This is a genomic window from Bradyrhizobium sp. CCBAU 45321, assembly GCF_028128975.1.
Classification (GTDB): Bacteria; Pseudomonadota; Alphaproteobacteria; order Rhizobiales; family Xanthobacteraceae; genus Bradyrhizobium; species Bradyrhizobium yuanmingense.
Genome location: NZ_LFKZ01000124.1, coordinates 298,067 through 308,244, shown reverse-complemented (window position 1 = coordinate 308,244; position 10,178 = coordinate 298,067). Strand labels below are relative to the sequence as shown.

Annotated in this window: 13 protein-coding genes; 4 read left to right on the top strand and 9 right to left on the bottom strand. The window is 64.7% G+C overall.

Going from position 1 to position 10,178, the window contains the following annotated elements; translation table 11 throughout:
* Nucleotides 1–259 precede the first annotated feature (259 nt).
* Together ACM43_RS21700 and ACM43_RS21695 are read right to left on the bottom strand one after the other, a co-directional pair.
* Nucleotides 260–508, bottom strand: a complete 249-nt coding sequence (locus ACM43_RS21700; RefSeq protein ID WP_157281651.1) for a helix-turn-helix domain-containing protein — start codon at nt 506–508, stop codon at nt 260–262.
* A 181-nt stretch (nt 509–689) separates the two neighbouring features.
* Entirely contained in the window at nt 690–1,457 is a 768-nt protein-coding gene (locus tag ACM43_RS21695) for an SDR family NAD(P)-dependent oxidoreductase (protein ID WP_271542776.1), read from the bottom strand.
* Between the two features lie 111 nt (nt 1,458–1,568).
* Here ACM43_RS21695 and ACM43_RS21690 point away from each other — a divergent pair, with 111 nt between their 5' ends.
* Nucleotides 1,569–2,054, top strand: a complete 486-nt coding sequence (locus ACM43_RS21690; RefSeq protein WP_271542774.1) for a J domain-containing protein — start codon at nt 1,569–1,571, stop codon at nt 2,052–2,054.
* A gap of 79 nt (nt 2,055–2,133) precedes the next feature.
* On the opposite strand, the gene ACM43_RS21685 is transcribed toward ACM43_RS21690, so the two are convergent.
* The 3 genes from ACM43_RS21685 to ACM43_RS21675 all read right to left on the bottom strand — a co-directional run bounded on the left by ACM43_RS21685 (nt 2,134) and on the right by ACM43_RS21675 (nt 3,440).
* Complete coding sequence (locus ACM43_RS21685; RefSeq protein ID WP_271542772.1) at nt 2,134–2,385, bottom strand: hypothetical protein; 252 nt, start codon at nt 2,383–2,385, stop codon at nt 2,134–2,136.
* 239 nt (nt 2,386–2,624) lie between these two features.
* Nucleotides 2,625–2,885 (bottom strand): hypothetical protein, encoded by a 261-nt coding sequence (locus ACM43_RS21680; protein WP_057026969.1) that lies wholly within the window; start codon nt 2,883–2,885, stop codon nt 2,625–2,627.
* A 171-nt stretch (nt 2,886–3,056) separates the two neighbouring features.
* Nucleotides 3,057–3,440, bottom strand: coding sequence for a RidA family protein (locus tag ACM43_RS21675; protein ID WP_157281647.1), 384 nt, complete (start codon nt 3,438–3,440; stop codon nt 3,057–3,059).
* A 511-nt stretch (nt 3,441–3,951) separates the two neighbouring features.
* Between ACM43_RS21675 and ACM43_RS21670 the strand changes: the two genes are divergently transcribed.
* Complete coding sequence (locus tag ACM43_RS21670; protein ID WP_036013234.1) at nt 3,952–4,386, top strand: hypothetical protein; 435 nt, start codon at nt 3,952–3,954, stop codon at nt 4,384–4,386.
* Between the two features lie 143 nt (nt 4,387–4,529).
* Here ACM43_RS21670 and ACM43_RS21665 read toward each other — a convergent pair whose 3' ends face one another.
* Complete coding sequence (locus ACM43_RS21665) at nt 4,530–5,225, bottom strand: glutathione S-transferase family protein (RefSeq protein WP_271542769.1); 696 nt, start codon at nt 5,223–5,225, stop codon at nt 4,530–4,532.
* Nucleotides 5,226–5,458: 233 nt separating this feature from the next.
* Here ACM43_RS21665 and ACM43_RS21660 point away from each other — a divergent pair, with 233 nt between their 5' ends.
* On the top strand, nt 5,459–6,004 hold the full coding sequence (locus ACM43_RS21660; protein ID WP_271542767.1) for an HD domain-containing protein: 546 nt from the start codon (nt 5,459–5,461) through the stop codon (nt 6,002–6,004).
* Between the two features lie 14 nt (nt 6,005–6,018).
* Here ACM43_RS21660 and ACM43_RS21655 read toward each other — a convergent pair whose 3' ends face one another.
* Both ACM43_RS21655 and ACM43_RS21650 read right to left on the bottom strand, forming a co-directional pair.
* Nucleotides 6,019–6,669 carry a glutathione S-transferase family protein gene (locus ACM43_RS21655; RefSeq protein WP_271542765.1) on the bottom strand — a complete coding sequence of 217 codons (651 nt, stop codon included), beginning with the start codon at nt 6,667–6,669 and terminating at the stop codon, nt 6,019–6,021.
* A gap of 336 nt (nt 6,670–7,005) precedes the next feature.
* On the bottom strand, nt 7,006–7,518 hold the full coding sequence (locus tag ACM43_RS21650; protein WP_271542763.1) for a mismatch-specific DNA-glycosylase: 513 nt from the start codon (nt 7,516–7,518) through the stop codon (nt 7,006–7,008).
* Between the two features lie 44 nt (nt 7,519–7,562).
* Between ACM43_RS21650 and ACM43_RS21645 the strand changes: the two genes are divergently transcribed.
* Nucleotides 7,563–8,117, top strand: a complete 555-nt coding sequence (locus ACM43_RS21645; RefSeq protein ID WP_271542761.1) for a DUF4262 domain-containing protein — start codon at nt 7,563–7,565, stop codon at nt 8,115–8,117.
* A gap of 94 nt (nt 8,118–8,211) precedes the next feature.
* Here ACM43_RS21645 and thiC read toward each other — a convergent pair whose 3' ends face one another.
* Nucleotides 8,212–10,110, bottom strand: coding sequence for a phosphomethylpyrimidine synthase ThiC (gene thiC, locus ACM43_RS21640; protein WP_271542759.1), 1,899 nt, complete (start codon nt 10,108–10,110; stop codon nt 8,212–8,214).
* Nucleotides 10,111–10,178: the final 68 nt, after the last annotated feature.

Below are 10,178 nucleotides of genomic sequence, written 5' to 3'. Positions count from 1 at the left end.
CCGGATGGCCCTGTGGCCCCGGCCGTCCCGGCTCGCCTTGCCGCCCGCGAGGCCCCTGAGGCCCCGGCCGTCGTCCCTGGTCGTCTGCCACGCCACCGCTCCCTTCACCTGGAGCAAGCTACTTAGCGGCGTTTGACGACAGCAGCAATTCTGCCCGCGCATCGTGCCAGGCTTGATCAACATCAATCGGCGGCGCGAGCGGCCGCCTCATCGCGCGTGGCTGCGCAGCGCGTCGTCGCTGTCCGACTGATGTCGTGCGCTAATCCTGACAGGCGGGCACGTCGATGCCGGAGGCGGCATAGAGCCTGATCTTGTTGCGCAGCGTGCGCACGGAAAGGCCGAGCACGCGCGAGGCGCGCGTGCGGTTGCCGTCGCAGCGCGCCAGCGTCTGGAGCACGAGCTCACGCTCGACCTCGTCGACGGTGGCGCCGATCAGAAGCGGAACGATCTGATTCGGGGCAAGGAATTGTGCGTCCGGCCCGGACGCGGCGACATGAACAGTGGTCATCAACACACCTCCCGATCAACGCCCGCTTCCATCGTCGGAAGCGGATCGAGAACCAACGACCCCCAAGCCGTGAATCTACGGTGGTCGCGTTTGGTTAATGAAAGGTTAATTGGAGGGGCTGCACCGAATTGATCTTGAGAATGCCCAGATGCCGCCGCGATTGGTGCGAGCCTCGCATCCCTCACACCGTGCGATAGCCGCCGTCCACCATCACGATGGTTCCGGTGACATAGGCCGACAGGTCGGAGGCGAGGAACACCGCGGGACCGACGATGTCCTCGGGCTTGCCGGTGCGCGCCAGCGGGGTGTGATCGATGAAGGCCTGCACCAGCGCCGGATTGGTCGCGCGCGCATTGGCGTTGAGGTTGGTCTCGATGAAGCCGGGGCCGATCGCGTTGACGCGCACGCCTTCCTTGCCGAGCTCGACCGCGAGCGCCTTGGTGAAGCCGAGCACGCCGTGTTTCGAGGTGGTGTAGGCCGCCGAGCTCGGCGTGCGCAGATGCACGAAGGACTGGATCGAGCCGATGTTGACGATGCGGCCTTTGCTGGCGCGCAAGGGCGCGAGGAACGCCTGCGTCACGTTGAAGACGCCGTTCAGATTGAGCGAGATGATGTCGTTCCAGTCCTTCGCCACCGTCTCGGTCTCCGCGGTGAAGGCGTTGCGGCGGGTGATGCCGGCATTGTTGACGAGGATCGAGACCTGCCCGATCTTGTCCGCGATCTGCCTGGCGAGCGCGAAGCAATCCTCGCGCCTGACAACGTCGAGCGCAAAGCTCTCGGCCTTGCCGCCCGCTGTCCGGATCTCCTGCGCCGTCTCCGCCACCGTCTCGGCGTTGACGTCGAGCAGCACGACCTGCGCCCCCTCCCGCGCATAGCCGGCGGCGATCGCCCGGCCGATTCCGGAACCGGCGCCGGTGACGACGGCGATGTGGTTTGCGAGCAGCGCCATGGCAGTTTCCTCCCGTTTTCGTTTCGAAGTTTCTCGAAACGCTAACGCGAAATTAAGGGGTCGGAAACGGCGGCCTTGGCATACTGATCCTGATTGCTAAACGTTGCGCGCATGATGGAACGGCTCGAAACCTGGAAACTCGCTCTGGAACGCGTGCGGTCCGCGCAAGCGCCGGATTGGGCCGAGGCCGGCCGGCTGGTGGCCGAGATCGCGCGGATGAGCAGCGACGTCACGCTGCGCCAGGCTGCCGAGCAGGCGCTGCCGGTGCTGCGCCAGGCCGTCGACAATGACGATCATAGCGTGACGCTGGCGGCGCAGCGCCGTCTCGGCGTGGTGCTCGAGGTCGTGCACGATCTGACCGCGCCGCGCTTCGGCCGCCGCAACGCCGCGCCGAAGAAGCTTTCCAGCGAGGATCGCGCCCGCAAGGTGCTCGGCCTGCCGCTCGCGGTGCAGCTCACTTGCGAGGACATCAACCAGGCCTATCGCCGTGCCGCCAAGGGCTTGCATCCCGACCAGGGCGGCAGCGCCGAAGCCTTCATCGACCTCGCCGCCGCGCGCGACATCCTGATCCATCCCGGCGCGCACAAGGACGCGTGAGCGTCACGGGCCTTCGAAAAGCAAACCGGGCAAGGACGCTCGCGTCCTTGCCCGGTTCTTCGTCCGCCGATCGATTACCTTACCACTTGCAGCTACCGCTCTTGAGCGCGGCGTCCTTCACCGCGAGCGCATCGACGAAGGTCGGCACGCTGGCGCTGGCGCGGTGATAGCCGGCCGGCCACGGCGTGGTCGGGATGCTCTCGTCCCAGATCTGGCAGAAGCCGGTGTCCTGCCAGCGGATCAGATGATAGCTGGCTTCGGCCGGGCTCGCGGCGACGAACGCGGTGACGGCAAGACCGGCGGCAGCGCACAGCATGGAAATACGACGCATGATCAGCTCCTCAAATGAATGATGTGATGCGCCTCCCGACAATGACGGGGAGGGGTGGTGCGGGACGCGCTTGGCATGCGCCCCGGACAAGATGTGAGTAGTTCCACCCGCCGAAGAGGTTCAAAGAATGTGCGCGGGACAGGTCTGATGGCGGCCGGGGAAACGCGTCAGGCCACCGCAAAGCAAAAGGGCGGATCGCCCGCGCGACCCGCCCTTCAAACGCTATTCTCGCGTCCGGCTCAGAGCGTGCACTTCCGCTCGGCGCGCATCTTGATCTGCAAGTCCGAGGCTTGCTGGAAGGTCGGGAACGGCTTGCTGACGACCTTGTAGGTCGAGACACCGAACTGGAACGGCTTGTACTGCAGGTCCTCGTTCCAGACCTGGCAGATGCCGGTGTTGTCCCAGCGGATCACGTAATAGCCGACCTTCGCGGAGGCGGGCACGGCGAACACGGAACTAGCGATGCCGGCAACGGCACTGAGCGCGAGAAGGCGACGCATGAAGTATCTCCTGGTGGGACATGGGTGGTGGGACATGGGACCGAAAAAATTCGTGCGGTAAAAGCAGGTTCTTTGCAAGCCGGGGAGCCGCCATTCACGGACATGTCAGCCGTGCCCAACGTATTTGGTTTGGACGCGTGCCCGATAGGTCACACGCAGCTGACTCGGCGCCTACTTGGCCAGCGAAGCGACCGCCTCGATTTCGATCAGCATCTTCGGATCGGGCAGCGCCTGCACCACGCATGTGGTGCGCGCCGGGTAGGGCGGCGGGCCGAAGGCGCCGGCATAGAGCGCGTTCATCGCGGCGACGTCCGAGGCGCGGGTCAGGAGCACGTTGACCTTGACGAGATCATGCATGCCGGCGCCGGCCTCGCCCAGCACGCGCTTGATGTTGACGACGACATTGGCGAACTGCGCCTCGAAGCCGTCGGGCAGCGCGCCATTGGCATCGAAGCCGGGAATGCCGGAGACGAACAGGAGGTCGCCAACCCGCGTCGCAAAGGACAGCGGCGGCGCCTTGACGTGCGGCGGGGGCGCGAAATGCTGGATCGGCATGGGATCACCTCGGGACGGGGCTGAGGCAGGAGCGTAGCGGCTGGCGCGGGCTTCTCAAAACACAAAGTGCGAAAACAACCCCATGCACAGTAGGGATAGTGCGGAGATCGTTGGGGTTTTCGGAAATTCGGGATTGCGGAAGTGCGCGTTTGCTCCGTCGGGCAAAACAGGGGTAGTATGGCATGCTGGCGATGGTGGTCTTCGCCTCTCCCCGCGTGCGGCCTGCGCGTGGTGAGAGAGCAGGCCATTCACCCCGTCATTGCGAGGAGTCCTTGCGACGAAGCAATCCAGACTGCCGCCGCGGAGCGATTCTGGATTGCTTCCGCCTTCGCCAAGGCTTCGGCGGACAAGTCGCTGCGCTCGCAATGACGGAGCATGAGGACCTTCCGCAAGTCTCGCCGCCGCCTTGTTTGCGGAAGCGCCCGCCGATCATGTTGCCGCCCCGATCGATCAGGTACATTCGCTCGGTCTGATTCGAATCCTCCTTTAAAAACAGCTCCCGGAGACCCCCATGAAGCTCGCATCCACCCTCCGCGCCGCGTGCGTCGCCATCGTCGCCCTGGCTGGCCTCTCGACGACGGCGCAGGCCGACAGCGGCTTCGTGACGCTGACGATCTACAAGGCGGGCTGGATCATCGGCGGCTCCGGCGGCTCGGGCGTGCTGAACTTCCGCGGCCGCTCGTACGGGCTTTCCACCGGTGGCCTCGACTACGGCCTCGTGTTCGGGGGATCCAAGACCGTGCTGCGCGGCCGCGTCTCCAACATCAACCGTCCCTCCGATGTTGCCGGCGTCTACGGCGCCGCCGGTGCCGGCATCGCCGTCGGCTCCGGCGCCCGCGCCATCGTCCTGACCAACCAGAAGGGCGCGGTGCTGGAGCTGTCGGGCACGCAGGTCGGCCTGATGGCGAATGCGGATCTCAGCGGGCTTGCGATCACGATGCGGTAAAAGACGGTGCCGTAGGGTGGGTTAGCCCTGCGGATGCGCGAAGCGAATTCGCAGGGCGTAACCCACCATTTCTGCCGCCTTGGAAAGAGAGGAGGCGGGTTACGCTTCGGACAGCGCTTCGCGCCGCCCGAGGCTAACCCACCCTACGATTTCCCGACCATCGCATGCACCCGCTCGCAATGCGCGACGATGTTGGCGTGCGCATCGACGAAGGCCTTCAGCGGCGTCGGGATCGGAAAGTAATAGATGTTGGCGATGAAGCCGTAGATGCCGGCATCAACGCTCGTCGGCGCCGCGCCGTGCACGAAGCCTTGCGCCGGCACGATGTCCGCCAGCACCTGCAAGTCAGCGAGCCCCCGCGCGAAGGCCTGCTCGGGCGTGTAGCGGCCGATGCCCTGGAAGTGATAGCGCTGCGCGTTGTAGGCCTTCGCCTTCTCGAAGCCGGCAGCCTCGATCTGCGGATGCTGCGCGATGAAGGCGTCGCGGAACGCCGGATAAAAGCGCTCGTCCTTCCAGCGCGAATAGGACATCACCCAGTAGAGATCGTCCAGCATGCGCGTGACGAGATGGTTGGTGCGGCGCTGCTCCGCTGACAGGCCGGCGTCGATCGTGAGGCGATATTTCGCGATCGCATGCGCGATGATGGTCTCGCTGTCGCCGATGATCTCGCCGTCGTCGACGATGTAAGGCAGCTGCCCGCGCGGCGCGGCCGAGGCATCGAAGACGTGCTCATGCACGAACGGCACGCCCGCGAGCTTGAGAAACGCATAGACCTTGAGGCCGTAGCCGTTGTTGTCGGCGACGCCGAAGAGTTCTGGGTAGGAGTAGAGGGTCAGCATGGGCGAGCGCCTCCGGGGTGGCGGAGGCCAGCATGCTAGGGAGTGGAAACGGATGCAATCCTCGTGGCCCGCATGAGCGTAGCGACATGCGGGAATGGGCTCCCCGGATATCGCTTACGTCAGAGCGCCATTTGCGAATTGCCTTTTGCGCAATAGGATGACAGCAATCCTCTGGTCCGGGAGATCACGATGGCCATCAACAAGGACAAGATCGACGACGTGAGACCTCGCCCGTGACCCGCGACGAATTGGCCGCTGCCTATGCCGCGCCCGGCCGCCACTACCACAATCTCGCGCATATCGAGGATTGCCTGGCGGCGCTCGCGCGGATCGAGGGTCTTTCGGCCGCCGAGCGCGAGACGCTGTCGGAAGCGATCTGGTGGCACGACGCCGTCTACGATCCGACGCGGACGGACAACGAGGAGCGCAGCGCGGAGCTTGCCGAGCAGCACGTCCGCACCGAGCTTCGCCAGGAGGTCGGCCGCCTGATCCGCCTGACCAAAACGCACGACGTTCCCCCCGGCGATCGTCTCGGGGCGATCCTGATCTCGATCGACCTCAGCATTCTCGGCGCCGATCCCGCCCGCTACGAGGCCTATGCCGCCGCCATCCGCCGGGAGTTCAGCCATGTCGCCGAGGACGACTATCGCGCCGGCCGCGCCCGCGTGCTGCGCCGTTTCGCGGCACGCGAGGTCATCTTTCCCGACCCGGTGTTCGCCGCGACTTTCGATCGGCAAGCCCGCGCGAACCTCGCCCGCGAACTGGCCCAGCTGAGCTGAAGCGGCTAACCCGCTTACGAACGCGACGCCGCCGTGAACACCGCAAGCTGCGCCTCGAACGCGCGCCGGAACGCCGGCCGCGCCTCGCCGCGTGCGACATAGGCGGCGATATCGGGGAATTCCTCGAGCAGGCCTGATTTGTTCAGCCGCCGCAGCACCGTCACCATCATGAGATCGCCGGTGCTGAAGGCGCCGTCGAGCCAGTCGGCCTTGCCGAGGTGGCGGGACAATTCGCCGAGCCTGGTGCGCACGCGCTCCTGCAAGCCGGGCAGGCGCTCGGCGTACCAGCTCCTGTCGCGCTCGAACAGCATCGCCATGGTGAGCTCGACGATCGGCGGCTCCACCGTGTTCAGCGCAGCGAACATCCACGCGATCGCGCGGCTCCTCGCGTTCGCATCCTTCGGCAGCAAGCCGTCATGGCGCTCGGCGATGTGCAGCACGATCGCCCCGGACTCGAACAGGGTGAGATCGCCATCCTCATAGGTCGGGATCTGCCCGAACGGATGCAGCGCACGATGCGCCGGCTGCTTCATCGCGGCGAAGGAGAGAAGGCGGACGTCGTAGGTCTGGCCGACCTCTTCCAGCGCCCAGCGCACCCGCATGTCGCGCGCGTGGCCCTTGCCGCGGTCGGGGGAGGATTCGAAGGCGGTGATGGTGGGAGGCATCTGGGGCTCCGGGGTGATCGTTTCCAGAGGACGAACGACGATGCGGTTTTCCGACAGACACTGTGCGAAATATCGGTGGTGGCGTGCCCCGGACGCAGCGCAGCGCGCCCCTGGCGATGCGAAGCATCGTCCAGTGCGGCGTGATGCGCTGCAGAGCCGGGGCCCATGGCGAACGCGCGCCGGGGCTTCTGGGTCCCGGGTCTGCGCTACGCTTGCCCGGGACACGAGAGCAAGGTCCCGTAGGGTGGGCAAAGGCGCTCTTCGCGCGCCGTGCCCACCGTCCTGCCGGACCCATGGAAAGATCGTGGGCACGGCGCAAGAGCGCCTTTGCCCACCCTACGCGGCGATCCACGCCGCCAGCTCGCGCCACGGCTCAATCGTCCAATGCCCGGACGCCGCACCCGACGGCGACGGCAGCACAAAAATTCCCGGTAGGTTTTCATCCCGCGCCTGCCGTCCCAACGCAATCGCAGCTGACGGTCTGCCGTAAAACAAGCTCGCCGCCTTCTTGCTCGTGAACGCAATCGTCCGCGGTCGGTACTTGTCCATCTTCGCCCGAAAGCCCGGCACGTCGATCGTCTCCGCCGCGATCTGGTGATCCATCCCGGCGCCCGTCTTGCAGAGATCAGTGAAGCCGATCCCGAGCTCGATCAGCGAAGCAAACTCGCCCGGCTGATAGCGCCGCGGCGTGATCCCGGCCTCATGGATCGCGCGCCAGAAGCGGTTGCCGGGATGGGCGTAGTAGTGCCCGAGCTCCGCCGAGCGCGTCGAGGCGGCGGTGCCGACGAAGACGAGGCGGAGGTTGGGGCGGAGGAGGTCGGGGAGGCGGTGGAGCTTGCTATCGGACAAAATCACTTATCCGTGGAGTTGTAGCCGGCAGGAGCGTCAGCGATATGCTAGCGACAAAGACCCCGGATGTCGCTACGCTCGTCCTGGCTGCGCTTGTTTCATCTGGGTTGAAAATGCAAGATCAGTTCGAATGGCCCGAGCCCGAGCACGAAGCCGATAAAGTCATTTTGCGCAACGTCCGCAATCACGGCTGCCATATCACGGGCATACCAGATGCAAATCCACCGTTTGCATTTTCAATTGGTCTGCATCTGAACTATGGTCATCCCGAACTCATCATTTTCGGCCAGAGAGCCGAAAGGGCGCAGGCCATCATCAACCTTGTCCGTGACCGAGTGCAATCCGGCCATAAATTCGTCGATGGCGATATCTCCGATGATTTGCTGGAGAACGGCTACAAGCTCGGCTTCTGGGAAGTGCCGTTCGCGGCCTATCCCGAATATCTCGGCACGGCGATCTGGTTCTACTGGAAATCGCGGCGTGCATTCCCCTGTCTGCAGGTCATCTGGCAGGACGTCAATCGGCGCTTCCCTTGGGAAGTGGAATGTTTGCCCGCGGTCAAAGAGGACCAGCCGTTATTGAAGAAGAGGATTTCTTAAAGCGAGTTTCGAAGAAAAAGCCGGGCTGTCTGCCCGGCTCCTCTTTTTCGGATGGATGCCCGGGTCAAGCCCGGGCATGACGAGGAGAACTCTCTCACAACACCCGATTGCTCTCCTTCACCTTCTCCGCATCCAGATACAGGCTCTCGCCCATCTCCTTGAACTTCGCGCTCATCCTGGCCATGCCGTCCTCGGCGGTGCCGCTCATCGACATGCCCACGCTGTTCGGATCGTTCAGCGTCGCCGCATAATCCCGCACGTCCTGCGTGATCTTCATCGAGCAGAACTTTGGGCCGCACATCGAGCAGAAATGGGCGACCTTGTGGGCTTCCTTCGGGAGGGTCTCGTCGTGGAAGTTTTTCGCGGTGTCCGGGTCGAGGCCGAGGTTGAACTGGTCGGTCCAGCGGAATTCGAACCTCGCGCGGGAGAGGGCGTCGTCGCGCAGTTGCGCGGCGGGGTGGCCCTTGGCGAGGTCGGCGGCGTGGGCGGCGATCTTGTAGGTGATGACGCCGGTCTTGACGTCGTTGCGATCAGGGAGGCCGAGATGCTCCTTCGGCGTGACGTAGCAGAGCATGGCGCAGCCGAACCAGCCGATCATGGCGGCGCCGATGCCCGACGTAATGTGGTCGTAGCCCGGCGCGATGTCGGTCGTCAGCGGTCCCAGCGTGTAGAACGGCGCCTCGCCGCACTCCTTCAGCTGCTTGTCCATGTTGATCTTGATCTTGTGCATCGGCACGTGGCCGGGGCCTTCGATCATGACCTGGCAGCCCTTGTCCCACGCGATTTTTGTTAGTTCGCCGAGCGTCTCGAGCTCGGCAAACTGCGCGCGGTCGTTGGCATCGGCGATCGAGCCGGGACGCAGGCCGTCGCCGAGCGAGAACGAGACGTCATACTTGCGCATGAGGTCGCAGATCTCGTCGAAATGCGTGTAGAGGAAGCTCTCCTTGTGATGCGCCAGGCACCACTTCGCCATGATCGAGCCGCCGCGCGAGACGATGCCGGTGACACGGCTGGCGGTGAGGTGGATGTATTGCAGGCGCACGCCGGCGTGGATGGTGAAATAGTCGACGCCCTGCTCGCACTGCTCGATCAAGGTGTCCTTGTAGAGCTCCCAGGTCAGCTTGACCGGATCGCCGTTGCACTTCTCCAGCGCCTGGTAGATCGGCACGGTGCCGATCGGCACCGGCGAGTTGCGCAAAATCCACTCACGCGTGGTGTGGATGTTGCGGCCCGTGGAGAGGTCCATCACGGTGTCGGCGCCCCAGCGGATCGCCCACACCATCTTCTCGACCTCTTCCTCGACCGACGAGGTCACCGCCGAGTTGCCGATATTGGCGTTGATCTTGGTCAGGAAGTTGCGGCCGATGATCATCGGCTCGAGCTCGGAATGATTGATGTTGCAGGGGATGATGGCGCGGCCGCGCGCGATCTCGCTGCGGACGAACTCCGGGGTGATGAAAGCGGGCACCGCGGCGCCAAAACTCTCGCCGTCGGCGAGCGCGGCTTCGGCGCGCTCGAGCTGTTGCTTGCGGCCGAGGTTTTCGCGCTCGGCGACGTAGATCATCTCCTTGGTGATGATGCCGGCGCGGGCGAATTCGAGCTGGGTCACCTTGTGGCCGTCGAGGCCGCGCAGCGGCTTGTGATAGGCCGAGAAGGCGCGCGCTGCCTTGTCGGTGGAGACGCTGCCATTGTCCTCCGGCTTGATCTGGCGGCCCTCATATTCCTCGACGCCGCCGCGCTCCAACACCCATTGCTTGCGGTCGCGCGCCAAGCCGGCGTTGACGTCGATGGTGACGGAGGGATCGGTGTAGGGGCCGGAGGTGTCGTAGACCGGCAGGTTCGGCTCGCCGGCGCCTTCGGAGAGAATGATCTCGCGCAAGGGCACGCGGATATCAGGCGCGGCGTCGGGCGTCGCGAAGATTTTTCGCGAGGAGGGCAGCGGGCCGGTGGTGACGGCGGGAACGGTTTTTTCGGGATTGGAGCGGATGTTCATGGGATCCTCCGGTTTAATTCGTTTGTTTCGCTACGCGAGAGGCAAATTCCGGTGTCATCCCCGCGAAG

Excerpts from the sequence above, each read along its gene's own strand:
- ACM43_RS21685 (WP_271542772.1), bottom strand. The coding sequence starts at position 2,385 with ATGCGTCGTATTTCCATGCTGTGCGCTGCCGCCGGTCTTGCCGTCACC.
- ACM43_RS21690 (WP_271542774.1), top strand. The coding sequence starts at position 1,569 with ATGATGGAACGGCTCGAAACCTGGAAACTCGCTCTGGAACGCGTGCGG.
- ACM43_RS21695 (WP_271542776.1), bottom strand. The coding sequence starts at position 1,457 with ATGGCGCTGCTCGCAAACCACATCGCCGTCGTCACCGGCGCCGGTTCC.
- ACM43_RS21700 (WP_157281651.1), bottom strand. The coding sequence starts at position 508 with ATGACCACTGTTCATGTCGCCGCGTCCGGGCCGGACGCACAATTCCTT.
- thiC (WP_271542759.1), bottom strand. The coding sequence starts at position 10,110 with ATGAACATCCGCTCCAATCCCGAAAAAACCGTTCCCGCCGTCACCACC.
- ACM43_RS21655 (WP_271542765.1), bottom strand. The coding sequence starts at position 6,669 with ATGCCTCCCACCATCACCGCCTTCGAATCCTCCCCCGACCGCGGCAAG.
- ACM43_RS21670 (WP_036013234.1), top strand. The coding sequence starts at position 3,952 with ATGAAGCTCGCATCCACCCTCCGCGCCGCGTGCGTCGCCATCGTCGCC.
- ACM43_RS21645 (WP_271542761.1), top strand. The coding sequence starts at position 7,563 with ATGCTAGCGACAAAGACCCCGGATGTCGCTACGCTCGTCCTGGCTGCG.
- ACM43_RS21680 (WP_057026969.1), bottom strand. The coding sequence starts at position 2,885 with ATGCGTCGCCTTCTCGCGCTCAGTGCCGTTGCCGGCATCGCTAGTTCC.
- ACM43_RS21675 (WP_157281647.1), bottom strand. The coding sequence starts at position 3,440 with ATGCCGATCCAGCATTTCGCGCCCCCGCCGCACGTCAAGGCGCCGCCG.
- ACM43_RS21665 (WP_271542769.1), bottom strand. The coding sequence starts at position 5,225 with ATGCTGACCCTCTACTCCTACCCAGAACTCTTCGGCGTCGCCGACAAC.